The organism is Streptomyces sp. NPDC026515 (genome assembly GCF_055567595.1).
In genome coordinates, this window is the sequence record NZ_JBVHQD010000011.1 from 11,207 (window position 1) to 35,977 (window position 24,771).

19 protein-coding genes are annotated in these 24,771 nt (G+C 73.0%); 4 read left to right on the plus strand and 15 right to left on the minus strand.

What is annotated here, in order from left to right:
* The coding region (locus ACZ4O3_RS23515; protein WP_467724078.1) for a hypothetical protein at nt 1–283 on the minus strand (283 nt) is incomplete at its 3' end.
* A gap of 418 nt (nt 284–701) precedes the next feature.
* Between ACZ4O3_RS23515 and ACZ4O3_RS23520 the strand changes: the two genes are divergently transcribed.
* The gene (locus ACZ4O3_RS23520) at nt 702–4,085 is read left to right on the plus strand and encodes an SCO5717 family growth-regulating ATPase (RefSeq protein ID WP_467724080.1); all 3,384 of its coding nucleotides are present in this window, start codon (nt 702–704) and stop codon (nt 4,083–4,085) included.
* A 62-nt stretch (nt 4,086–4,147) separates the two neighbouring features.
* On the opposite strand, the gene ACZ4O3_RS23525 is transcribed toward ACZ4O3_RS23520, so the two are convergent.
* From ACZ4O3_RS23525 to rimP, 9 genes are all read right to left on the minus strand, one after another.
* Nucleotides 4,148–5,098 (minus strand): bifunctional riboflavin kinase/FAD synthetase, encoded by a 951-nt coding sequence (locus tag ACZ4O3_RS23525; protein ID WP_362732826.1) that lies wholly within the window; start codon nt 5,096–5,098, stop codon nt 4,148–4,150.
* A gap of 120 nt (nt 5,099–5,218) precedes the next feature.
* On the minus strand, nt 5,219–8,863 hold the full coding sequence (locus ACZ4O3_RS23530) for a trypsin-like peptidase domain-containing protein (RefSeq protein ID WP_467724082.1): 3,645 nt from the start codon (nt 8,861–8,863) through the stop codon (nt 5,219–5,221).
* Nucleotides 8,864–9,108: 245 nt separating this feature from the next.
* Nucleotides 9,109–10,014, minus strand: a complete 906-nt coding sequence (truB, locus tag ACZ4O3_RS23535; RefSeq protein WP_362726963.1) for a tRNA pseudouridine(55) synthase TruB — start codon at nt 10,012–10,014, stop codon at nt 9,109–9,111.
* Nucleotides 10,011–10,472, minus strand: coding sequence for a 30S ribosome-binding factor RbfA (rbfA, locus tag ACZ4O3_RS23540; RefSeq protein WP_362726960.1), 462 nt, complete (start codon nt 10,470–10,472; stop codon nt 10,011–10,013). The genes truB and rbfA overlap by 4 nt, the downstream gene beginning before the upstream one ends.
* Nucleotides 10,473–10,512: 40 nt before the next feature.
* On the minus strand, nt 10,513–10,806 hold the full coding sequence (locus tag ACZ4O3_RS23545; RefSeq protein WP_385003152.1) for a DUF503 domain-containing protein: 294 nt from the start codon (nt 10,804–10,806) through the stop codon (nt 10,513–10,515).
* A gap of 177 nt (nt 10,807–10,983) precedes the next feature.
* Nucleotides 10,984–14,124, minus strand: a complete 3,141-nt coding sequence (gene infB, locus ACZ4O3_RS23550) for a translation initiation factor IF-2 (protein WP_467724084.1) — start codon at nt 14,122–14,124, stop codon at nt 10,984–10,986.
* A gap of 154 nt (nt 14,125–14,278) precedes the next feature.
* Nucleotides 14,279–14,548, minus strand: coding sequence for a YlxR family protein (locus ACZ4O3_RS23555; protein ID WP_362730968.1), 270 nt, complete (start codon nt 14,546–14,548; stop codon nt 14,279–14,281).
* Nucleotides 14,549–14,682: 134 nt separating this feature from the next.
* Entirely contained in the window at nt 14,683–15,669 is a 987-nt protein-coding gene (gene nusA / locus ACZ4O3_RS23560) for a transcription termination factor NusA (RefSeq protein WP_362730970.1), read from the minus strand.
* A 2-nt stretch (nt 15,670–15,671) separates the two neighbouring features.
* Complete coding sequence (gene rimP / locus ACZ4O3_RS23565; RefSeq protein ID WP_362730972.1) at nt 15,672–16,181, minus strand: ribosome maturation factor RimP; 510 nt, start codon at nt 16,179–16,181, stop codon at nt 15,672–15,674.
* Nucleotides 16,182–16,398: 217 nt separating this feature from the next.
* Here rimP and ACZ4O3_RS23570 point away from each other — a divergent pair, with 217 nt between their 5' ends.
* From ACZ4O3_RS23570 to ACZ4O3_RS23580, 3 genes are read left to right on the plus strand one after another with little or no spacing between them, the layout of a single operon-like run.
* Complete coding sequence (locus ACZ4O3_RS23570; RefSeq protein WP_467724086.1) at nt 16,399–16,947, plus strand: hypothetical protein; 549 nt, start codon at nt 16,399–16,401, stop codon at nt 16,945–16,947.
* On the plus strand, nt 16,944–17,438 hold the full coding sequence (locus ACZ4O3_RS23575; protein ID WP_467724088.1) for a ferritin-like domain-containing protein: 495 nt from the start codon (nt 16,944–16,946) through the stop codon (nt 17,436–17,438). Before ACZ4O3_RS23570 ends, ACZ4O3_RS23575 begins: the two co-directional genes overlap by 4 nt.
* A 30-nt stretch (nt 17,439–17,468) precedes the next feature.
* Complete coding sequence (locus ACZ4O3_RS23580) at nt 17,469–18,362, plus strand: aminoglycoside phosphotransferase family protein (RefSeq protein ID WP_467724090.1); 894 nt, start codon at nt 17,469–17,471, stop codon at nt 18,360–18,362.
* A 220-nt stretch (nt 18,363–18,582) separates the two neighbouring features.
* On the opposite strand, the gene ACZ4O3_RS23585 is transcribed toward ACZ4O3_RS23580, so the two are convergent.
* From ACZ4O3_RS23585 to ACZ4O3_RS23605, 5 genes are all read right to left on the minus strand, one after another.
* A complete protein-coding gene (locus ACZ4O3_RS23585) occupies nt 18,583–20,286 on the minus strand; it encodes a proline--tRNA ligase (RefSeq protein ID WP_467724092.1) in 1,704 nt (567 codons plus the stop codon).
* 73 nt (nt 20,287–20,359) lie between these two features.
* Complete coding sequence (locus tag ACZ4O3_RS23590) at nt 20,360–20,905, minus strand: GNAT family N-acetyltransferase (protein ID WP_362728851.1); 546 nt, start codon at nt 20,903–20,905, stop codon at nt 20,360–20,362.
* A gap of 59 nt (nt 20,906–20,964) precedes the next feature.
* Nucleotides 20,965–21,813: a GNAT family N-acetyltransferase gene (locus ACZ4O3_RS23595; RefSeq protein WP_362728853.1), complete on the minus strand. Its 849-nt coding sequence runs from the start codon at nt 21,811–21,813 to the stop codon at nt 20,965–20,967.
* A gap of 283 nt (nt 21,814–22,096) precedes the next feature.
* Nucleotides 22,097–23,254, minus strand: coding sequence for a flavodoxin-dependent (E)-4-hydroxy-3-methylbut-2-enyl-diphosphate synthase (gene ispG / locus ACZ4O3_RS23600; protein ID WP_467724095.1), 1,158 nt, complete (start codon nt 23,252–23,254; stop codon nt 22,097–22,099).
* Nucleotides 23,255–23,478: 224 nt separating this feature from the next.
* The gene (locus ACZ4O3_RS23605) at nt 23,479–24,771 is read right to left on the minus strand and encodes a M50 family metallopeptidase (protein ID WP_362723872.1); all 1,293 of its coding nucleotides are present in this window, start codon (nt 24,769–24,771) and stop codon (nt 23,479–23,481) included.

The following is a 24,771-nucleotide window of genomic DNA, read 5'->3' on the forward strand; positions in this document are numbered from 1 at the left end:
ACGCGCGCGTGCCGCCCCACCACCGGGCCCGGTTCTCCTCGGCGCCGCCGATGCCGAGCACGCGGGGCACGGCGCCCTCGGGGCGCCTGCCGTAGGCGTCACCGCCCATCGGGATGGCGGCGAGCTTGCCGCCGCGTCTCCGTCGGGGGTGACAAGGCCCTCGGGCGGGGCCGAGCCCGCCCGGCGGTCCGCCGAATCCCGGCCGGAGCGGGGGCAGTTGCCTGTGCCGCTTCCCGCACTCGCCGTCGACGGCCGGTGAGAACTTCGGGGAGGGCTGCGGCATTTGCCGTGCCCGCCTCGCACTCCTCCACCCCCGTGCGCACGCGCCCCGCCCCTTCCGGCAGCAGGGCGTCGCAGGCATGACGCGCAGCTGCCGCGCAGTCAACCGGTGCCCGAACTGGCGGTTCTTGCCCGTTTTGTTCATCGATTGTTGGGCAATACGAAAGTTCTGCACAGGAGTTCAGGGCATGGTGTGACCAGGCGGACGTCCGTATTGAGACGGACAGGCCTGCCGAGGTCCGGCTCCCGGTGATTAGGCTGGGAGGGGGGCGCGACGTCAGGACCGTGAACGCGGCGTCGGGGCCCTGCGGGGGAGAGCCGGTGGATCGGACTACCTCAAACGAATACGGATGCTGAGAACGACACGACACGGTCGTCGCGCCGGCACGGCATGAGGGTGCTCGACCACACCAGGAGGAACTGTGAGCAGCGATCGGGACGGGATCCGCGGGGGCTGGGCGACACCCGGCGAAGACCAGCCCGACGCGGAGTCCCTCAACGAGATGACGGGCGAGTTCACGATCGACTACGCGCCGCCCGCCTGGTACACGCAGAACGCGACGGGCGGACCGGAGGCGGCCGACGGTGCCGGCGGTCCGGGGGCCCCGGCGTCCGGCTCCGGCACGACGCCCGCCGCGCAGCCCCGTTCGCCGTTCCCGCCGGGGGCGCCGATCCCGGGGCTGGCTCCCCCGCCGCATGCCCAGCAGGGGGGCGGAACGCCGGGTCCCGGCGGTCCGTTCACTCCCGCGCCGACGTCGGCTCCGGGCGCGCCGTTCACGCCGCCGGCGGCGACGCCCGGGGCCCCGTTCACGCCGCCGCCCACCGCGACGCCGGGCGCGCCGTTCACACCGCCGCCCAGCGCCACACCTGGCGCGCCGTTCACACCGCCGCCCGCTGCGGCGCCGAGTGCTCCGCCGGCGCCAACGCCCGAAGCTCCGTTCACGTCCGCGCCCGCGTCAACTCCGGGAGCACCCTTCATCCCTCCGAGGGTGGCACCGGGGGCTCCGTTCACGCCGCCGCCCACCGCGACGCCGGGCGCGCCGTTCACGCCGCCCGCCCCGAGCGCGGACGCCGGGGCCCCGGCTGCTCCGCCGGCGCCGGTCGCCGCGCCGTTCACCCCTGCCGCGCCGCCCGCACAGGGTGCGACCGCGGTGCCGAAGCTGCCGGCCGGTTTCGAACCGCAGCGGCCCGCCGCCGAAGAGCCGTCACCGGAGGCCGAGCCGGACAACGGTGACCTGGACAGCGGTGCGACGATGCGGTTCTCCGCGGTCGCGCTCAAGCGTGACCTCGCCGAGGCCGCAGAGCAGGCGGCCGCCGCCAAGGACACCGCGGCCGAGGACAGCCGCGCCGAGGACGAGACCGAAGCCGACGCGGCGGAGCAGCCGGCGGCCGACGTCATCGCGCTGCTGGTCGACTCCGGACCCAGGGGTGCCGACGACTCGCCGCACGTCGGCACCGACGAGACCGGCCCCGAGGACGACGCTCCGCTCGGCGCCGAACCGGCCCAGGACGCCTCCCCGGTGGACGACACCGAGAGGGACGAGCCCCAGGACACCGTCTCCGACACCGACGACGACTCCGAGGAAGACTCCGACGACTCCGGCGACGAACAGCACGACGGTGGCGAAAGCGCAGACGGCGAGGCGCACTTGGCGGCCGACGCCGTAGCCCCCGAGAACACCGACGACGCCGGTGACACCGACGAGCCCGAGGACGCGCCCCCCGCGCCGCAGGACGCCATAGCCGCCGCTCCCGCGCCGCAGGACGCGCCCCCGGCGCCCGAGGCCGGCGTGCCGCCCGCCGCCTGGACGCCTCCGCCCACGCCGCCCACGCCGCCGGCCGTGGTGCCGCCCCTGCCGCCGTCCTACCAGCCCGCGGCCCCCGCACCGGCCGCCCACTGGCCGGCCCAGTCGGGACCGTCGGAGCCGTCGCAGCCTGTGCCCGGCCGCCCGCAGCCCCAACAGGCGCCCGGCCAGGGCCCCGTGGGCGCATCCTTCCAGCAGCCGGCGTTCCAGCCACCGCAGGCACCGCCGCCCGCCCCCGCCGCCTGGAACCAGCCCCCGGTCCAGCAGCCGGAGGCTCCCGTGCCTCCGCAGACACCGGGCGGCTACGGCTTCCCGCAGCCCGGCGTCCAGCCCCCCGTGCCGCCGGCGGCGCAGCCGCCGCTGGCCGCCGCCCCGGACCCCCAGGGCGGCTACGGCTACCCCGGGGCTCCCGTGCCGCAGGCGCCCGCGCCCGCCGGTTACGGCTTTCCGCAGCCGGCCGCTCAGCCCCCGGCGCCCCCTGCCCCGCCCGTCGGCCACGGCTTCCCGCAGCCCGGTCAGCAGCCGCAGGCACCCCAGGATCCGCGCGCCGCACAGCCCGTCCAGCCCCCCGCTGCGGCCCCGCACCCCGAGCAGCCGGTGCCACCGGCCCCCCAGCCCCCGGTCGACCCGCGGGTCGGTGCCGCCTGGCCGCAGCCCATGCAGCACGACCAGCGGCAGATGACCAACCCCGGTGCGGCTCCGCTGGGTTACACCGCGGCCGTCGAGCTGTCCTCCGACCGGCTGCTCAACAACAAGAAGCAGAAAGCGAAGAGCGGCCGGCCCGGTGCCGCGCCCTCGCGGTTCAAGCTCGGCGGCAAGAAGGAAGAGGCCGAGCGGCAGCGGAAGCTGGACCTGATCCGTACGCCGGTGCTGTCCTGCTACCGGATAGCGGTGATCAGCCTCAAGGGTGGTGTCGGCAAGACGACCACCACCACCGCGCTCGGCTCCACCCTCGCCACCGAGCGCCAGGACAAGATCCTGGCCATCGACGCCAACCCGGACGCCGGCACGCTCGGCCGCCGGGTTCGCCGCGAGACCGGGGCCACCATCCGTGACCTGGTCCAGGCGATCCCGTACCTCAACTCCTACATGGACATCCGGCGGTTCACCTCGCAGGCCGCATCCGGGCTGGAGATCATCGCCAACGACGTCGACCCGGCCGTCTCGACCACGTTCAACGACGAGGACTACCGGCGCGCTATCGACGTCCTGGGCAAGCAGTACCCGATCATCCTCACCGACTCCGGTACCGGTCTGCTCTACAGCGCCATGCGCGGCGTACTGGACCTCGCCGATCAGCTGATCATCATCTCGACGCCGTCGGTGGACGGGGCGAGCAGCGCCAGTACGACCCTGGACTGGCTGTCCGCGCACGGGTACGCCGACCTGGTGTCGAGGTCGATCACCGTGATCTCCGGAGTCCGCGAGACCGGCAAGATGATCAAGGTCGAGGACATCGTGTCGCACTTCGAGACGCGCTGCCGGGGTGTCGTGGTCGTGCCGTTCGACGAGCATCTGTCCGCCGGTGCGGAGGTCGACCTCGACATGATGCGGCCGAAGGTGCGCGAGGCGTACTTCAACCTCGCGGCGATGGTCGCCGAGGACTTCGTACGCCACCAGCAGATGCACGGCCTGTGGACCAGCGACGGCAACCCGCCGCCGGTCGCCGCCCCGCCACTGCCGGGCCAGCCGCTGCCCGGCGGCCAGCAGTACGCCCCGCCGCAGGCTCCGGGACAGCAGCCGTACGCGCCCGGACAGCCGTACCCGCAGCAGCCGGGACAGCCTCCGCAGCAGGAGCACTACGGCCGGCCCGCGCCCTACCCGCAGCAGCAGCCCGGACAGCCGTATCCCCCGCAGCAGCCGGGACAGCAGCCCGGCTACGGGTATCCGCAGCCCGGCGCCCAGCCCCCCGCTCCGCCGGTTCCGCCCGGCGGCTACGGCTTCCCGCAGCAGCCGCAGCCGGGACAGCCCCAGGAGCCGCCGCAGCCTCCGCAGCAGTAGCCAGAACACCACAGGGCGGCCGGTGCTTCACCGCACCGGCCGCCCTGTGGCGTGGACCGTGGTCAGGCGTCGTCGGCCGTCACCAGTTCCCGGCACCGTTTGACGTCCTCGGCCATCTGCTCCAGCAGCGCGTCGATCGAGTCGAACTTGGCCTGGCCGCGGACGAAGGCCAGGAAGTCGACGGCGACGTGCAGCCCGTACAGGTCGAGTCCGACGCGGTCGATGGCGTACGCCTCGACCGTGCGCTCGGTGCCGTCGAACTGCGGGTTGGTGCCGACGGAGATCGCGGCTGGCATCACTTCGCCCTGGGCGTGCAGATAGCCGGCGTAGACGCCGTCGGCGGGGATGGCGGTGTGCGGCAGGGTCTCCACGTTGGCGGTGGGGAAGCCCAGTTCACGGCCGCGCTGGGCACCGCGTACGACCACGCCCTCCACCCGGTGCGGGCGGCCCAGGATCTCGCGGGCGCCCGCCATGTCACCCTCCGCGACCAGGCGCCGCGTCAGGGTCGAGGAGAACGGCTCGCCGCCGCCCGCCTCGCCGCGCACGTACAGGTCGACGACCTCGACCTCGAAGTCGTAGACCTTGCCCTGCTCGGCGAGGAACTCGACGTTGCCCGCGGCCTTGTGGCCGAAGCGGAAGTTGGGGCCCTCGACGACGGCCTTGGCGTGCAGTTTGTCGACCAGCACCTTGACCACGAACTCGGCCGGCGACAGCCGCGAGAACTCGGTGGTGAAGGGCAGGATCAGTACCGCGTCCACGCCCAGCTCCGCCATCAGCTCGGCGCGGGTGTGGTGCGGGGCGAGCAGCGGCGGGTGACTGCCCGGGCGCACGACCTCGCTGGGGTGCGGGTCGAAGGTCACGACGACCGCCGGAACGCCCAGCTCACGGGCGCGGTCCACGGCATGCCGGATGATCAGCTGGTGACCGCGGTGCACCCCGTCGTAGGACCCGATGGTGACGACACTGCGCCCCCAGTCCTCGGGGATGTCATCCAAGCCACGCCAGCGCTGCACTGTGACCGCTCCTCGAACCTGTGTCCGTTGTCCGTCTTACGCAGCTCTAAGGGTGCCATGTTTGCCGGACACGTCTCACACCGGCACGGTCGCTGTGACCTGGCGCACGCGTCCGGCTCCTCACGCGGGCACTCTCACACCGGCCAGGTTCCCCAGCATCCGCCGGGTGCTCGGCCCCACCACCGCGGCCCATTCCTCCGGGGTGTCGGTGAGCCAGCGGGCCATCAGAGCGGCGAATCCGGGCACGTGCCGCCCCAGGTCGACCAGTCCGCGGTCGAACCGGGTCGCCCCGTCCGGGGTGCGGACCAGCAGCAGACCGGTGCGCCTGACCAGCTCACGCATCCCGTCGCCGTCGTCCTCGCGCTGTACGGCGGCCGCGTGCAGCAGGGCGTCGAGGACCTCCGGGTCCCGTTCATGGTCCAGCAGGAGCTCCAGCAGTTCCCGGCGCAGCGGGCGCGAGACGGGGGTGCCGGCCGCGCCCAGTACCGTCGCCAGGGCCGCCCGCACCCGCTCGGGGCCGTCACCCAGCAGCCCGGTGACCAGCGGCAGCAGGACGGCGCGGGCCCCGGCACCGTGCTCCAGGCGGCGCTCCACGAACCCGGCCAGCTGCCCGGCGGCTTCCGGGCCCAGCTCTACGGCCGCGAGGACCAGCTCGGTGACCCGGTGGGCGAGGGCCGGTGCGGTGACGTCGGCGAGGGCGCGCAGCACCTGCCCGGCGGCCGGTCCGCGCAGCCGGGCGCGGAAGGCGGCCAGGACGTCGTCGGGGTGGGTGGCCAGGGCGGGGACCAGGGCGCTGGGCGGGAGCTGCGGATCACCGGTGGCGAAGTGCCGAAGCGCCTGCGGGAGTTGGCGGGCCCGGGTCCACGGGTCCCGGACCAGCAGGGCCAGGGCGCCGCCGTGCAGGGTGCAGTCGGCGGGGCGGGCGAGCAGGGCGAGCGCGGCATGACGGAGCAGTTCGCGGTCGGGCTCGGTGCGGACGTGCGGGGCGGCGCTCAGCGCGTGGGCCACGGCGGCCACCCGGCGGGCCGGGCGCTCGTCGTGGGCCCAGCGGTCCACGGCCCGGCACACCGCGGACGGCTCGTCCTCGGCGAGCACGGCCAGCAGTTCGTCGCCCCGGCGGTGCGCGGCGTCCACCAGCACCTCGGTGAGGTCGTCCAGTGCGCGGTGGCGGTGGGTGTGCAGCAGCGCCTGCGCCGCGGTCGCCACGGTCGCGTGCGGCATCGCGGGCAACGGCCTCTCGTCGTCGAACCACCGGGTGAGGTGGGGCTGTACGGCGGTGGGATCGGCGGCGAGCAGCCGGGCGACGGCGTCCAGGTGACGCGGGGCCGTGCCCTCCGGCGCCTTCGCCGTCGGCCGGGCTCCGAAGCGGCCGCCGCCCGCGGTCCCGGGCAGGGGCTCGTCCGCGCGGACCAGCCTCCGCAGCAGGTCGAAGCGTTCGGCGTCGGGCAGGGTGAGCGCGGTCCAGAAGTCCGGTCCGAACTCGGTGCGCGCGGGGTGTTGCCGGGAAACCACCCGGTCGGCCAGCAGCCGCAGCACCCCGGTGTACGGCGTGGCGTCGGGCAGCCGCAGCAGGGTCTGGGCGAGCAGCCGGGCGGCCCACCAGGAGTCGGGGTCGAGGTCGAGGGCGTGCGCCAGGTCGTTGAGGTGCGGGGCGAGTCGGACCGGTCCGTACTGGCGGTCGAGGAGCAGCAGCGCCTGGACGACCGGGCCGATCCGGTGGCGCGGAACGGGCACCGGGTGGGCGCTCTCGGAGCTGCGGGGGCGGTGGACGAGGGCGTGCAGGGCGTCGTCCAGGTCCAGGTGCAGGCCCTGGATCCAGTCGGCGAACTCCTCGTGCGCGAAGCGGTAGCCACCGCCCGCCGGGACCAGCAGGCCCTCGGTGAGCACGGCCCCGGCCCAGCCTGAGCCGCCGCCGGGACGGTCCCTGGCGGGCCCCGGGGGAAACAGCGCCTCGAACGACTCCCCGTCCAGTTCGCCCTGACCGGGTCCGAGGCTGCGCCGGGCGGCCTCGTGCACCTGGCCGCAGACACGCACGGCGAGCCGTCGTACGGCCGTGCCGCGCAGGCCGTTCTCCGCGGCCAGCCGGACCGCGATGCGCAGGCAGAGCAGGTCGAGGTGGGCGGCGAAGACGTCGTGGCGGTCGAGCGGGCCGGCGGCGGGGGCGTCCGGGAGGGCGGCGCGGACCTCGCAGAGCAGGCGCAGGGCGAGGGGGTGGCGGGCGTCGCGGTCGGTGAGGGCCCCGTCGGGGACGCCGTAGCGAAAGCGGGCGCGGCGGGCCTCGTCGGGGGTGAGGCCTGCCAGCCGGACGCGGGCGGGGTCGCCGGTGCCCCGGTGCAGCAGCTCGGCCGGGAACGCGGCCCCGGCGTGCTCCCAGTACTCCTCACGGCAGGCGACCAGGAGCCTGGCGCCGGTGTCGCGCAGCCATCCGGCGGTGTCCGTGGTCCAGGCGGTGAGCCGGTGTGCGAGGACCGCTGGCATCTCTTCGGGGCCGTCCAGCAGGAGGAGGAGTGGGCGGCCGGCCCGGGAGGCGAGCCGGGCCAGCCGCTCGACGGTGAGTTCGCCCAGGTCGCCCGGGAGTTGGGAGCGGGAGGCGGCGACGATCCGGACCGCGCGCTCCAGGGCGCGGCGGGCCGCGTCGGCTACCGAACCGTCGGCGTCCTTGAGGTCGGCGCCACGGAGCCAGAGGGTGGGGGCGGGGTGTGCCGCGCGGTTGCGGCGGGCGGCGAGGGCGGCGAGTTCGGTGGTGCGACCGGTGCCGGGGTCTCCGACGAGGGCCAGGACGGTGCCGTTCGCGTTGCCGGTGCCGGTGCCTTCGGCGAAGGCCGACAGCTCCTTCGAGGTCGCCGTACGTTCGACGGGATGCCCGGGGTCGGTGGATTCCGACGAGAGTGACGAGAGTACGGCAGCAGGTGAGCGTGTGGCCGCTGATGCGTGGGGGCCGGTTGCTGCATGGGGGCCGGTCGCGCGGTTCTGCGCGCCCCTCAAGGGCGCTCCGGTGCGGCCGGTATGACCGGCCAGGGTGCCTGGCGGGGCGTCCTGGCCCACCGATGTGGCGGTCAGTTCCAGGATGCCGCCGAGGTTGAGGTCGGCGCCGTAGGCGGGGACGCCTGCCGCGTTGCGGGCGAGGAGGTCGGCCAGGGGGCCGGGGCCGGGGTGGTGGAGCGGGACGGCGAAGCCCACGTCTCGCCGGCCGGACCGCAGGGCGGTGCCCAGTACGCCGAGGACCGCGCCGCTCTCGGCGTCGAGGACCGGGCCGCCGGCCGCCCCGCCGCCGAGACGCAGGGCGTCCCGGGCCGCCGTGCCCATCGCCAGCTCAAGGGCGTCGTCCAGGAGATGGAGGCGGTCGGTGGCGGTGTACGTCACCTGGGTCGCGGCCAGCACCCGGGCCTCGCGCCAGCGATCGGCGGCGATCCGTACGTAGGTCCCGGCCGGGATCCGCTTCCGTGCCGTGATCGGCAGCGGATCCACGCGGAGACCCTCGGTGCGGATCAGCGCCAGGCCGTGGGCGGGCAGCAGGGTGACCGCGTCCGGGCCGGCCACGCAGGTGCGGTCCCCGACCGCGTGCAGCACGATCCGGGCGAGCCCGTCGACGGCCTCGTGGCTGGTGACCAGGGTGCCGTCATGGTCGGCGAGGAACCCGGTGCCACGCGGCCGCCCGGCGAGGTCGCGGACCCGGACCAGCCGGTCGTCGAGCACCGGCCGGATGTCCTGTCCCGCCTCCCGGGTACCGTCCGCCGTGCGGCATTGCGGGCGCCGTCCCGCCATGATCGACCTCCCCGCCCGTACACCCGTACCCTGCCTGCGACGGTAGGGGCGAAATGATCAGCGGGACAGAGCGGGTGGCGAACGCGCCCCCCTCCGCTCCCCCGGTTCACTCCGAGCGCCTGCCCGGTCGGGTGAATAGCCCGGGACGGGTGGATACACCCTAGGGGTGGGGGAACCGAGGGGGGACCGTGGAGCGGCGGCGGCGCAGACCCCGTGGTCGCCGCTCCACGGGCACACCGGTCGGATCAGCCGAACACGGCGAGGCTCTTGGCCTTGCCCTTCTGCTCCTCGACGAGCACGAGGAAGCGCCCCTCGGGGCCGAACACGGCGACGGGACCGGCGCCGGCGTACTGCTCGGGGATGTCGATCCGCACCCCGTTGGTGAGCAGAGCGGCCCGCCGGGCGTCGACCTCCCAGCGTGGGAACGCGGCTGTGGCCGCCTCGGCGACCGGCATCACGGTCAGCTCCTGCTGGAGCTGGTCGAGGGTGCGCGCGGAGTCCAGCTTGTACGGTCCGACGCGTGTGCGGCGCAGCGCGGTGAGGTGGCCGCCGACGCCCAGGCCGGCGCCCAGGTCGCGGGCGAGGGCACGGATGTAGGTGCCGGAGGAGCAGACCACCGAGACGACCAGGTCGAGCACCGGGGTGCCGTCCTCGGCGATGGCGTCCCGGACGTCGTGGACCGTGAAGGACGAGACGGTCACCGGCCGGGCCGGGATCTCGAAGTCCTCGCCCTCCCGGGCGCGCTTGTAGGACCGGACACCGTCGATCTTGATGGCGCTGACCTTGGACGGCACCTGCATGATGCGGCCGGTCAGCTCGGCGATGCCGGCGTCGACGGCCTCGCGGGTGACCCCGGAGGCGTCGGTGGACGAGGTGATCTCGCCCTCGGCGTCGTCGGTGAGGGTGTTCTGCCCGAGGCGGACGGTCCCCAGGTACTCCTTCTCGGTGAGGGCGAGGTGCCCGAGGAGCTTGGTCGCCCGCTCGATGCCGAGGACGAGGACGCCGGTGGCCATCGGGTCGAGGGTGCCGGCGTGCCCGACGCGCCGGGTACGGGCGATGCCCCGCATCTTGGCGACGACGTCGTGCGAGGTGAAACCCGACGGCTTGTCGACGATGACAAGGCCGTCGGGCGGGGTGGGCTTGCTGGTCATTCGGTGGCGTCGTCCGTCTCGTCGGCGTCGTCCTCGGCACCCGGCTTCTTGTACGGGTCCGCCTCACCGGCGAAGTCGGCGCCCGCGGAGACTTCGCGGACCTTCGCGTCCGAGGCCCGTGCCTTGTCGAGCAGGTCCTCGATGGTCTTCGCGGTGTCCGGGAGGGCGTCCGCGACGAACGTCAGGGTCGGCGTGAACTTCACGCCCGCCGCGGCGCCGACCGCCGAGCGGAGCACGCCCTTGGCGCTCTCCAGGCCCGCGGCGGCGGCGGCCCGCTCCTCGTCGTCGCCGTAGACCGTGTAGAAGACGGTCGCCTCCCTGAGGTCACCCGTCACCCGGGTGTCCGTGATGGTGACGTGGGTGCCGAGCCGCGGGTCCTTGATCCCGCGCTGCAGCTTCTGGGCCACCACCTCTCGGATGAGGTCCGCCAGCCTCTTGGCGCGCGCGTTGTCGGCCACTGGTCCGTCTCCCGTTCTTTCTTCTGTGTCGTTCTCAGGTCTAGTCGTCGTCGCCGTGGAAGCGCCGTCTGACGGACAGCAGCTCCACCTCGGGGCGGGCCGCGACCAGCCGTTCGCACCGGTCGAGCACGTCGGTCAGGTGCGCGGCGTCGCCGGAGACCACGGCAAGGCCGATGCCGGCCCTGCGGTGAAGGTCCAGGTGGTCCACCTCGGCCGCGCACACGGCGAACTTCCGCTGGAGTTCGGCGACGATCGGGCGGACGACGGAGCGCTTCTCCTTCAGCGAGTGGATGTCGCCGAGGAGGAGGTCGAAGGACAGAGTCCCCACGTACATGCGTGTAACCGGTTCACCCGCCGGCACGGGATCGATGGCCCTGTTCAGGAACGGTACCCCGTACCTGCCGGGCACTCGACCGACTTTCCCCGCGGTCGGCGAAGCCGCCGCACTGCCCGCGGGAAAAGTGCTGGCCGACGGGAGCGGACTCCCGTCGGCCAGCATCAACCGTGGGTCTTACACCCGCGGCTTCTCGCGCATCTCGTACGTCGCGATGACGTCGTCGATCTTGATGTCGTTGAAGTTTCCGAGGTTGATACCACCCTCGAAGCCTTCGCGGATCTCGGTGACGTCGTCCTTGAAGCGGCGCAGACCCTCGATGTTGAGGCTCTCCGCGATGACCTTGCCGTCGCGGATGAGGCGGGCCTTGGTGTTGCGCTTGACCTCGCCGGAGCGGATGAGAACACCCGCGATGTTGCCCAGCTTGGACGACTTGAAGACCTCGCGGATCTCCGCCGTACCGAGCTCGACCTCTTCGTACTCCGGCTTGAGCATGCCCTTGAGGGCCGCCTCGATCTCCTCGATCGCCTGGTAGATGACCGAGTAGTAGCGGACGTCCACGCCCTCGCGCTCGGCCATCTGCGCCGCGCGGCCTGCCGCACGGACGTTGAAGCCGATCACGATGGCGTCCGAGCCCATCGCCAGGTCGATGTCCGACTCCGTGACCGCACCGACGCCGCGGTGCAGGACGCGGATGTCGACCTCTTCGCCGACGTCCAGCTGGAGCAGGGAGGACTCGAGGGCCTCGACGGAACCAGAAGCGTCACCCTTGATGATGAGGTTGAGCTGCTGGACCTCGCCGGCCTTGAGCACCTTGTCCAGGTCCTCGAGGGAGACACGGCGCGTGCGCTTGGCGAACGCGGCGTTGCGCTCACGGGCGGCGCGCTTCTCGGCGATCTGACGGGCCGTACGGTCCTCGTCCACCACCAGGAAGTTGTCGCCCGCACCCGGGACGTTGGTCAGACCCAGGACCTGGACCGGCGTCGCGGGTCCGGCCTCGGCGACGTTGTTGCCGTTGTCGTCGAGCATGGCGCGGACGCGACCGTAGGCGTCGCCCACGACCATCGTGTCGCCGACCCGCAGGGTGCCTCGCTGGACGAGGACCGTCGCCACGGCACCGCGGCCGCGGTCGAGACGGGACTCGATCGAGATGCCCTGCGCGTCCTGGTTCGGGTTGGCCCGCAGGTCGAGCGAGGCGTCGGCCGTCAGGATCACGGCCTCCAGCAGCGAGTCGATGTGCAGACCCTGCTTGGCGGAGATGTCGACGAACATGGTGTCGCCGCCGTACTCCTCGGCCACCAGGCCGTACTCGGTCAGCTGACCGCGCACCTTGGTCGGGTCGGCACCCTCGACGTCGATCTTGTTGACCGCGACGACGATCGGGACGTCGGCCGCCTTGGCGTGGTTGAGCGCCTCGACCGTCTGCGGCATGACGCCGTCGTTGGCCGCGACGACCAGGATCGCGATGTCGGTCGACTTCGCACCACGGGCGCGCATGGCGGTGAACGCCTCGTGACCCGGGGTGTCGATGAAGGTGATCTTGCGCTCTTCGTCGTTGACCTCGGTGGAGACCTGGTAGGCACCGATGTGCTGGGTGATGCCGCCGGCCTCGCCCGCGATGACGTTCGTCTTGCGGATGGCGTCGAGCAGTCGGGTCTTACCGTGGTCGACGTGACCCATGACGGTGACGACCGGCGGACGGACCACCAGGTCGTCCTCGCCGCCCTCGTCCTCGCCGAACTCGATGTCGAAGGACTCGAGCAGCTCGCGGTCCTCCTCCTCGGGGCTGACGATCTGGACCGTGTAGTTCATCTCGCCGGCGAGGACCTCGAGGGTCGCGTCGGAGACGGACTGCGTGGCCGTGACCATCTCGCCGAGGTTCATCATGACCGCGACGAGGGACGCCGGGTTGGCGTTGATCTTCTCCGCGAAGTCGGTGAGCGACGCGCCGCGGGAGAGACGGATGGTCTCGCCGTTGCCGCGCGGCAGCATCACGCCGCCGACGCTCGGGGCCTGCATGGCCTCGTACTCCTGGCGACGCTGCCGCTTCGACTTGCGACCGCGACGCGCCGGACCGCCGGGGCGGCCGAAGGCGCCCTGCGTGCCACCACGGCCGCCGGGACCGCCCGGACGACCGCCGAAGCCGGGACGACCGCCGCCGCCGGGACCGCCGCCGAAGCCGCCGCCACCGCCACCGGGGCCACCGCCGCCGGGACGACCGGCGAAGCCGCCGCCACCGCCCGGACGGGCGCCGCCACCGCCGCCGCCGGGACGACCGGCGAAGCCGCCGCCACCACCGGGACGACCGGCGCCGCCGGGACGACCCGCACCGCCGGGACCGCGACCGCCGCCACCGGGGCCGGGACGCGGGCCGGCAGCGGGACGCTGCGGCATCATGCCGGGGTTCGGACGCGGACCTGCGGAACCGCCGCCGGGACGCGGGCCGCCCTGCGGACGGGGCATGCCGGACGGGCTCGGACGGGCGCCGCCGGGAGCCTGGGGACGCGGGCCGCCGCCCTGGGCGCCGGGCGCCTGGGGACGGGGAGCACCGCCGGGACCGCCGGGGCCGGGACGCGCGCCGCCCTGCGGGCGCGGAGCCTGCGGGCGGGCCATGCCGGTGGAGCCACCGGAGGTGAAGGGGTTGTTGCCCGGACGCGGACCGGCCGGACGGGCACCGCCCGGACGGGGGGCGCGCTCACCGGGACGCTGGCCGCCGCCCTGACCCGGACGGGCCTGGCCCTGGCCGGGGGCGGGACGACCGCCGGGGCGCGGGGCGCCCTGGCTGGGACGGGGGGCGCCACCGGGACGCTGCCCCTGGGCCTGGCCCTGGCCCTGCGCGGCGGCCGGGCTCTGCGCCGGGGCGGCCGGAGGGGCCGGCGGCGCGGTGAACTCGGGCACGGCCGGAGCCGGACGCGGCGCGGGCCGCGGGCCCGGACGCGGGCCGCCGGCGGCGGCCGGTGCGGGGGTGACCGGCGCCGGTGCCGGAGCCGCGGGCGCCTCCGGGGCCGAAGCCGCGGGGGCGGGCGCCGCAGGGGCCGGCGGCTGCGGGGCGGCCGGACGCGGGGCGCCCGGCTTCGGGGCACCCGGACGTGCCGCCTGCGCCGGAGAAGGCGCGGCGGGCCTGGGCGCAGCCTTGCGCGGGGCGGACTTGCCGTTGCCGCCGCCCTGGAAGGCGTCGGTCAGCTTGCGTACAACGGGCGCCTCGATCGTCGAGGACGCCGAACGGACGAATTCACCGAGTTCCTGGAGCTTGGCCATGACGACCTTGCTCTCAACCCCGAACTCCTTGGCGAGTTCGTATACCCGGACCTTAGCCACTTCGCTCCTTTTAGGTCCGGGTGCGTCCGGACCGTCGCTACTTCATGGGCGTACTCATCGCGTGCTCATCGAGTGCTCATCGCAATCTCGACCTACTTCCAACTCGCGGGGTACCAGAGCCGCACGGGGGTTCCGCACGACGCTTCTAACGGTGTTACTGCTCGACGTAGGGCCGCAACGCCTTTACGTCCAGCGGACCCGGGACGCGGAGCGCCCTCGGAAGTGCCCGGCGGCGCTCCGCCTGGTCCAGACAGACCTGGGCGGGGTGTACATATGCACCCCGGCCGGGCAGCGTACCGCGAGGATCGGGGACACATTCGCCCTCGACCGCCACGATCCGCAGCAGTTCGGTCTTGGCCGCTCGCTGCCTGCACCCCACACAGGTGCGCTCAGGGCATACGCGGGCACGCGTCCGGCCAGACACTGCTAAGTCTACCTCCCCGCACCGACCTCACCCCTTCGGGGCAAAGATCGAACGGCCGTTGTCGTAATCCAAGCGACCTGCGGCTTGGAACTATTCCCCCCGTCCGGGTGAACCGACGGCGGGGGGACGGCACTCTACTCGGTCACCTGTTCGACATCCGGCCGGATGTCGATCCGCCAGCCGGTGAGCCGGGCGGCGAGACGGGCGTTCTGCCCCTCTTTGCCGATCGCCAGTGACAGCTGGTAGTCGGGCACGGTCACCCGGGCGGACCGGGCCGCCAGGTCCACGACCTCCACCTTGGAGACCCGGGCCGGCGACAGCGCGTTCGCCACCATCTCGGCCGGGTCGTCCGACCAGTCGACGATGTCGATCTTCTCGCCGTTCAGCTCGCCCATCACGTTGCGCACCCGGCCGCCCATCGGGCCGATGCAGGCGCCCTTGGCGTTCAGGCCCGAACGGGTGGAGCGGACCGCGATCTTCGTCCGGTGACCGGCCTCGCGGGCGATGGCGGAGATCTCCACGGACCCGTCGGCGATCTCCGGCACCTCCAGGGCGAAGAGCTTCTTCACCAGGTTCGGGTGCGTGCGGGACAGCGTGACGGAGGGGCCGCGGACGCCCTTGGCCACCCGGACGACGTAGGAGCGCAGCCGCATCCCGTGCGGATAGGTCTCGCCGGGAACCTGCTCCTGCACCGGCAGGATGGCCTCCAGCTTGCCGATGTCCACGAGCACGTTCTTCGGGTCGCGGCCCTGCTGGACCACACCGGTGACGATGTCGCCCTCGCGGCCGGCGTACTCGCCGAGCGTGGCGTCGTCCTCGGCGTCCCTCAGCCGCTGCAGGATGACCTGCTTGGCGGTGGTCGCGGCGATCCGCCCGAAGTCCGACGGGGTGTCGTCGAACTCGCGGGGCGCCTGCCCCTCCTCCAGGTCCTCGGGGTCCTCCTTCGCCCACACGGTCACATGCCCGGTCTCCCGGTTGAGCTCCACGCGCGCGTGCCGGCGGCTTCCCTCGGTGCGGTGGTAGGCGATGAGGAGGGCCGACTCGATCGCCTCGACCAGCAGGTCGAAGGAGATCTCCTTCTCCCGAACCAAGCCCCGCAGGGCACTCATGTCGATGTCCACGGCTACGCCTCCTCTTCTTCCGTCATGTCCTTCTTGTCCTTGCGGTTGAACTCGACCTGGACCCGGGCCCTGTCGATCTCGGCGAAGCCGAGTCTGCGGCCGGTGGCCTTGCGGCCCTTGACGCCGGGCACTTCGAGATCGAGGCCCTCGTCGTCGACGTCCAGGATCCTCGCGACCAGTTCCCCGCCCTCGGCCAGCTGGAACCGCACCAGGCGGTCCAGGGCTCGCACGTAGTGCCGGTGCTCGGTGAGGGAGCGCTCCGCGCCCGGGGTGCCGACCTCGAGGGTGTACTCGCCCGCGCCCATCGCGTCGCTCTCGTCGAGCTTCGCCGAGAGCTCGCGGCTCACATCGGCGATCCGGTCCAGGTCGGCCCCGGTGTCGGAGTCGACGACCACGCGCAGCACCCTCTTGCGTCCGACGGAGTCCACGGCGATCTCTTCGAGATCCAGGCCCTGAGAGGTGACGAGCGGTTCCAGGAGCTCTCGGAGCCTCTCGCTCTGGGTCGTGCTCATCCGGGTGACTCCTCGGCCGCGTGTGCTGTTGTGGGTTGGGTCGCGTGTCTGGTCAAAGGGTATCCGGTCGTGAGGAGTGTTGCCGTCCACCCGGGTACGGACGGTGCCGATGAGTGGCTTCGGACAGGTGCGCGGGTACGGTGATCACGGGCGGGTCCGTCCCGTGCCCCATTTCTTTCGCGTTTTTTCGTATCCAGCTCCCCCGAGGACGTCTGCCGTGCCGTTCCCCCCGCCGTCGCGTACCCCCTGGGAAGTACGCCGCAGGAGCCTGATCGTCTCGGCCGCCTCGGCCGCCGTACTGGCGGGTTGCTCCGCCGCCCCCGACTCCGCGGGCAGCGGCGGCGGCGCGTCGGTCACCGCCACCGCACGGGCACGCGTGCGGGCGGCCCGGGACAGCCAGATGCTGCTCGGGCAGTACGACGCCGTCCTCGCCGCCCATCCCGGGCTCGCGGAGCGGCTGCGGCCGCTGCGCGCCCAAGTCGCGGCCCACGCCGCGGCCTTTATGGAGGGCACGCAGGACACGAAGGCCACGGCCTCTGCCACGGCGACCCGCTCGCCCTCGGCCACGGTGTCCGCGTCGGCCTCGGCCGCGGTGCCGGCCGACGAGAAGTCCGCACTCAGCGCGCTGGCCGCCGCCGAGCGCACCCTCGCGGGCCGGCGCGCCAAGGAGCTGCTGGACGTGCCCGGCGAACTGGCGCGGCTGCTGGCCGGGGTGTCGGCGTCCGGGTCCGCGCATGCCTACCTGCTGACGGAGGGTGAGAAGTGAGCGACGAGGCCACGACCGAGGTGCTGAAGGCGCTGCAGGCAGCGCTGGCGGCCGAGCACGCGGCGGTCTACGGGTACGGCGTCGTCGGCGGCCGGATCGGCGCGCAGCGGCTGACCGAGGCCCGCTCGGCCTACGACGCGCACCGGGCCCGGCGGGACGCGCTCGCCCGCGAGGTACGGGACCTGGGCGCGGCGCCCGTCGCCGCGAACGCGGCCTACGCGCTGCCGTTCGAGGTCACCGACGCGACGACGGCCGTACGCCTCGCCGCCGCACTGGAGGCACGGGTGGCCGACGTCTACTCCGACCTGGTCCGGGCCTCCTCCGGTGAGCGGCGCGGATCCGCGGCCGGGGCACTGCGGGAGGCAGCGGTGCGGGCGGTGCGGTGGAGCGGGCAGAGCGTAGCCTTCCCTGGTCTCGCCGAGCGGGACGCGCCGCTGGGCCGGGCCGGTGCTTCGGCCTCGGCCTCGCCTTCGGCCTCGTCGACTCCGTAGACAACAGAGCAGGAAGGGAACGACTCGCGTATGGCTTTCGAACCGCCGCGGCGCCTGGTGAAGGCGCTCGGTGAGACGGCGCCGGACGGTGACGAGTGGCTGGAGAAGCTGCCCGGAGCGGTGGAAGAGGCCGTCGCCCGACGCGAGTTGGCCGTGGAACGGGTGCAGGAACCCGGTGGACGCAGCAGCGTCGTCCTGCTGGTCCGGCAGGCGGAGGGAACACCGGCGGTGCTGAAGCTGGCGCCCCGCCGGGCCCGGCCGGAGAGTGAGGCCGCGGCGCTGGCGCACTGGGGTGGGCTGGGTGCCGTACGGCTGCTGGAGGCGGACGGAGCCGACGGGGTGCTGCTGCTGGAGCGGCTGCACCCGGAGGTCTCGGTGCGGTCGTTGCCGGAGGCGAAGGCGTCGCTGGAGGCCGCGGGGACGCTGCGCCGGCTGTGGGTGGAGCCGCCCCGGGGCACGGCGTTCGAGACGGTGGCGGACCGGACCGGCCGGCAGGCCACGGCGATGCGGGCGGCCGCCGGCCTGGAGGTCACCCCGCTGGTCGACGCGGCACTCGCCGCCCGGGACGAGCTGCTGGCCGCGCCCCCTGAGCGGCGGTTGCTGCACGGAACGTTCCGGCAGAGCAAGGTGCTGGCCGGGGAGCGGCTGCCGTGGCTGGCGGTGGGGCCGGATCCGGTGGTCGGGGAGTGTGCGTTCGATCTGGCGCGGCTGGTGCGGGACCGGGTGGAGGACCTGATCGCCTCGCCGTCGGGTCCGACGATCACGCGGCGCCGCATCAAGCGGCTCGCGGAGTCGCTGGAGGTGGATCAGGAGCGGCTTCGGGGGTGGACGCTGTTCCGGGCGGTGGAGTCCGGCGTGCGGGCCCTCCGGGTGGGGCGGCCGAAGGACGCCGAGCTGTTGCTCGAATTCGCCGGGTGGCTTTAGGGCCGACGGCCTGGGCGGCGTCGGTCGTCCGCGCGCTGCGGGGGGAGGCGGCCTGGCTTGCCGCGCGATTCCTCCCCCGGCCTTCGCCGGGGGGACCCCCAGCGACCCTGACGGGGCGCTCGGCCGGCCCCCGGTTTCCAAGAACCGCCTGAGACGCGGCTGGGAAGGGCGCGGCGGCCGCCGGTGGGTCACCGGCGGCCGCCGCGGCGGGAGTCGGGGCTCAGCTGGTCAGGCGGGCGATCGCCTCGTCCACCGTCAGCTCCTCGCGCTCGCCCGTCTTGCGGTCCTTGAGCTCCAGGACGCCCTCGCCGGAGCGGCGGCCCGCGATCAGGATCTGCGGTACGCCGATCAGCTCGGCGTCCGTGAACTTCACGCCCGGGGAGACGCCGGCCCGGTCGTCGACCAGGACGCGCAGCCCGCCCGCCCGCAGCTTCTCGGAGACCTCCAGGGCGAGTTCGATCTGCGGCGCCTTGCCGGCGGCCACGACGTGCACGTCGGCCGGGGCGACCTCACGCGACCAGACCAGGCCCTTCTCGTCGGCGGTCTGCTCGGCGAGGGCGGCGACGGCGCGGGAGACGCCGATGCCGTAGGAGCCCATGGTGACGCGGACCGGCTTGCCGTGCTGGCCGAGGACGTCCAGCTTGAGGGCGTCGGCGTACTTGCGGCCCAGCTGGAAGATGTGGCCGATCTCGATGGCGCGGTCCAGCTTGAGGCCGGTGCCGCACTTCGGGCAGGGGTCGCCGTCCTGCACGACCACGACGTCCACGAACTCGTCGACCTCGAAGTCCCGCCCGGACACCACGTTCCTGGCGTGCGTGCCCGCCTTGTTGGCGCCGGTGATCCAGCCGGTGCCGGGGGCGATGCGCGGGTCGGCGATGTACTTCACCTTCTCGCCGAGGCCCTGCGGACCCACGTAGCCGCGCACCAGGTCGGGACGGCCGGCGAAGTCGGTCTCGGTGACCAGCTCTACGGCGGCCGGGGCGAAGTGCGCCTCGACCTTGTCCATGTCGACCTCGCGGTCACCCGGGACACCGACGGCCACGATCTCGCCGTCGACCTTCACCAGCAGGTTCTTCAGGGTGGCGGAGGCCGGCACGCCGAGGTGGGCGGCGAGGGTCTCGATGGTCGGGGTGTCCGGGGTCGGGATCTCCTCGAGCGCGGGCACGCCGGACGCGTCCACCGGCCTGAGCTCATAGCTGATCGCCTCGGTGTTGGCCGCGAAGTCGCAGTTCGGGCAGTCGGCGAAGGTGTCCTCGCCCGCCTCGGCCGGGGCCAGGAACTCCTCGGACTTGGAACCGCCCATGGCGCCCGCGGTGGCGGCGCAGATGCGGTAGTCGAGGCCGAGGCGCTCGAAGATCCGCTGGTATGCCGCGCGGTGCAGGGCGTAGGAGTGGGCGAGGCCGTCGTCGTCCAGGTCGAAGGAGTAGGAGTCCTTCATCAGGAACTCGCGGCCGCGCAGGATGCCGGCCCGCGGACGGGCCTCGTCCCGGTACTTGCTCTGGATCTGGTAGAGGATGACCGGCAGGTCCTTGTAGGAGGACGCCTGGTCCTTCACCAGCAGGGTGAAGATCTCCTCGTGGGTCGGTCCGAGGAGGTAGTCGCCGCCTTTGCGGTCCTGGAGGCGGAACAGCTCGGCGCCGTACTCCTCCCAGCGGCCGGTCGCCTCGTACGGCTCCCGGGGCAGGAGCGCCGGGAGCAGCACCTCCTGGCCCTCGATCGCGTCCATCTCCTCGCGGACGACCCGCTCGATGTTGGAGAGCACCTTCAGGCCGAGGGGCAGCCAGGACCAGATGCCGGCCGCGGTGCGGCGGACGTAGCCGGCGCGGACGAGGAGCTTGTGGCTGAGGACCTCGGCGTCCGCCGGGTCGTCACGCAGCGTCTTCGCCATCAACTGGGACATGCGTTGGACCGGTGCGTTCGCCATGGTTCTCGTACTCCTGCCGGGAAAGGTTGATGGCTAGGAGGTTAGCCGGGCCTGCTGCGCCGGTGGAAATCCGTTAACGGGGCTCGCTCCCCGGGCGGCGCAACGGCAGGGGGGCGCCCATCACGGCGTACGGCTTCGGCGCGCTCGGGAAGTGGACCTGGCGGGCGAGGTCCACGTAGCCGAGGGAGTGGTAGAGGCCGCGGGCCGGGCTGTCGACGTCGATCGCGGAGAGGATCGAGCGGGGCTCGGTGGCGCGGTCCGTGATCGTCGTGATCAGCCGGCGGCCGACGCCGCGGTTCTGATGGCGGGGGTGCACGTGCAGCTCGGTGATCACGAAGGAGTCGTCGAGCCAGTCGGCGTGGCCCTGGGCCCGGAGGTAGGGCTCGACGACGGTCGACCACCAGTGGGTGCGGCTGTTCGGCATGCCGTAGACGAAGCCGACGAGCAGGCCGTCGGCGGTGGCTCCGAGGGCTCTGGCACCGGGGTACTGCATGTGGCGCACGACGATCTGGCGGCGTACGGCTACCTCGTCGGGGCCCAGGCCGAAGGCGATCGCTTGGACTGCCAGGGCCTCGTCCACGTGGGAGGAGAGGTCCAGGGGGCCGATCGCGAGGTCCATGGGGGGAGGGTACAGGCAGGCCACGGTTCCCGCCCCTGCCTCCTGTCGCGGGGGAACCGTCAGAACAGGACGCTCATGAACGCGCCGACTTCCTGGAAGCCCACCCGCAGATACGTCCTGCGCGCCGCCGTGTTGAAGTCGTTGACGTAGAGGCTGACCACCGGGGCCACGTCGGTGAGCGCGTAGCGCAGGACCGCGGCCATGCCGGGCGCCGCCAGACCCATGCCCCGGTACTCGGGGGCCACCCACACGCCCTGGATCTGGCAGGCGTCCGGGGTCGCCGCGCCGATCTCCGCCTTGAAGACCACCCTGCCGCCGTCGTCGAGCCGGGCGAACGAGCGGCCGGAGCCGACGAGTTCGGCGACCCTCGCCTGGTAGAGGAGGCCGCCGTCGCCGGCCATCGGCGAGACGCCCACCTCCTCGGTGAACATCGCCACGCACGCCGGCATGATCGTCTCCATCTCGTCCTTGCGGATGCGGCGGACGTACGGATCCGGGGCGATGTCGGCGGGCATCCGCTCGGTGACCATCAGGGGCTGGTGGGCGCGGACCTCGCGGGCCGGGCCCCAGTGCGGTTCGAGGAGCCGCCACAGCAGTGCGGTGGCCTCGCTGGGCCCGACGATGGAGGAGCAGCGGCGGCCGGCCCGGCGGGCGCGGTCGGCGAACGCGCGGACCGCGCGGGGGGTGGCACAGATCGGGACCAGGTTGGCGCCGGCGTAGCAGAGGGACGTGAGCATGCCGTCCTCGTACCAGCCCCACATCTCGCCGCCGAGGCGCCAGGGGTCGAGGCCGGCCACCTGGACACGTGAGGTCACGAAGGCGTTCGTGACCGGCTCGCGGTCGAGTACGGCGAGCGCGGCGTCCAGGTCACTCGGTTCGAGCACCCGAGAGGTGGTCTGCGTCAACACGTGCGGGGCCTCACACTGAGGGGTTCTGCTGATCTCCGCACTGTACCTGCGGAAGCCTGGCCGTGCCGCCCCGTGTGGGTGACCCTGGGCTCTGCCCTGCCGTCGGCCGCCGTCCCGCCGTCGGGGCCTGCCGCCTCCCGCGCCCCCGCTTTCAGACGCCCATGGACCGGGGAAAGCCCGTCCGTTCGGGCGTGCGGGTGGCCCGTGGCCGCTCGCGAAGTTCGCCGCGCCCCCTTCGGGGCGGCGGGGGCGAAGAACCCTCCCCCGCCGGCCGAGGACTCCCTCAGCCCGCCACCGAGATCGACGGCTCGCCGGAGGCCACGCCGTCCGCCTCCATCTGTTCGGCCAGCTTCATGGCCTCCTCGATGAGGGTCTCCACGATCTTGGACTCGGGGACGGTCTTGATGACCTCGCCCTTGACGAAGATCTGCCCCTTGCCGTTGCCGGAGGCGACGCCGAGGTCGGCCTCGCGGGCCTCGCCGGGGCCGTTCACCACACAGCCCATGACCGCGACGCGCAGCGGAACCTCCATGCCGGTCAGGCCCGCCGTGACCTCCTCGGCCAGCTTGTAGACGTCGACCTGGGCGCGCCCGCAGGACGGGCAGGAGACGATCTCCAGGCCGCGCTGCTTGAGGTTGAGGGACTCCAGGATCTGGTTGCCGACCTTGACCTCCTCGACCGGAGGAGCCGACAGGGAGACCCGGATGGTGTCGCCGATGCCCTCGGAGAGCAGCGCGCCGAAGGCCACCGCCGACTTGATGGTGCCCTGGAAGGCGGGGCCGGCCTCCGTGACACCGAGGTGCAGCGGGTATTCGCACTGGGCGGCGAGCTGCCGGTACGCCTCGATCATCACGACCGGGTCGTTGTGCTTGACGGAGATCTTGATGTCCCGGAAGTCGTGCTCCTCGAAGAGGGACGCCTCCCACAGGGCCGACTCGACCAGGGCCTCGGGGGTCGCCTTGCCGTACTTCTGCAGCAGCCGGCGGTCCAGGGAGCCGGCGTTGACGCCGATGCGGATCGGGGTGCCGTGGTCCTTGGCGGCCGCCGCGATCTCCTTGACCTTGTCGTCGAACTGCTTGATGTTGCCGGGGTTCACCCGGACCGCGGCGCAGCCGGCCTCGATCGCCGAGAACACGTACTTCGGCTGGAAGTGGATGTCCGCGATCACCGGGAGCTGGGACTTCCTCGCGATGGTGGCGAGAGCGTCCGCGTCGTCCTGGGTGGGGCAGGCGACGCGGACGATCTGGCATCCGGACGCGGTGAGCTCGGCGATCTGCTGGAGCGTGGCGCCGATGTCCGAGGTACGGGTCGTGGTCATCGACTGGACCGAGACCGGTGCGTCTCCGCCGACAGCCACGGAGCCGACCTGGATCTGCCGGCTCTTCCGGCGCTCGGCGAGCTTGGTCGGAACGGACGGCATGCCGAGAGAAATCGCAGTCATCTGCTGTGCAACCCCAAGTCGTGGATCTAGGTCCAGGTCCCGTCGAAAGCGGGTTCCAGTCTCCGAGATTACGGCACCGGGCCAGGCGCGAGCACATCCCCTACCGCTAAACCCACTCGATGGAAGCGGCCCGGAACACAGCGTTCCGAGCCGCTTCGAACGTCGTGTGGCCACGAGATTTTCAGGGGGTTAACCGGCCCACCGCGGCAGGCGGTGTCCGGCCGCTAGCTGATCTTGACCGGGTTGACCACGTCGGCCACCAGGACGAGCAGGGTGAAACAGATGAACACACCCGCCACCACGTAGGCCACCGGCATCAGCTTCGCCACGTCGAAGGGACCGGGGTCCGGGCGGCGCAGCACCCTGGCCAGGTTCCGGCGCAGGGACTCCCACAGGGCGCCGGCGATGTGGCCGCCGTCCAGCGGGAGCAGCGGGAGCATGTTGAAGAGGAACAGGGAGAGGTTGAACCCGGCCACCAGCATCAGGGCCATGGCCAGCTGCTGCGTGGGCGGGATGTCGAGGGTGAAGATCTCGCCGCCGACCCGCGCCGCGCCGACCACGCCCATCGGGGAGTCCGGCTGGCGGGGGGCGCCGTCGAAGGCCGCGTCCCACAGGGCCGGGATCTTGCCGGGCAGGCCGGCGATGGAGTCGACGGCCTCGCCGAGCCGGTCCCCCATCCAGGTCACCGACTGGCCGAGGTCCTGGCGGACGATGCCGGAGGCGGCACTGAAGCCGAGGAAGCCCGCCGAGACGTACTGGCCCGTGACGATCTGGCCGCTGGAGTCCTTCTTGGCGACCTGGTTGGTGGCGATCTTCGCGTGCAGGGTGACGTCCTGGCCCTTGCGGTCGACGACGATCGCGACGTCCTTGCCGGGGGTGGCGCGGATCAGGTCGGAGAGCTGGTTCCAGCTGGTGGTCCGCACCCCGTCGAAGGAGACGATCTTGTCGCCGGCCTTCAGCCCCGCGGCGGCGGCCGGGGAGGCCGCGTCGGTCGTCCTGCAGCTGTCGCGGTTCTCGCTCTGGGCGATCACGCACTGGGAGACGGAGCTGACGGTGGTGGTCTGCTGGCTGATGCCGAAGCCCATCAGGACCGTGAGGAACAGGGCCACCGCGAGGATCAGGTTCATGAAGGGGCCCGCGAACATCACGATCACGCGCTTCCAGGGCGCGCGCGTGTAGAAGAGGCGGGACTCGTCACCGGGCTGGAGCTCCTCGAAGGCGGCCGAACGGGCGTCCTCGATCATGCTGCGCCAGGGGGAGGTGGAGCGCGCGGTGATGCGGCCGTCGGCGCCCGGCGGGAACATGCCGATCATGCGGATGTAGCCGCCGGCCGGGATGGCCTTGAAGCCGTACTCGGTCTCGCCCTTGTGCCGCGACCAGATGGTCGGGCCGAAGCCGACCATGTACTGCGGGACGCGGATGCCGAAGAGCTTGGCGGTGGACAGGTGCCCCAGCTCGTGCCAGGCGATCGAGACCAGCAGGCCGACCACGAAGACGACTATGCCGAGGATCATCAT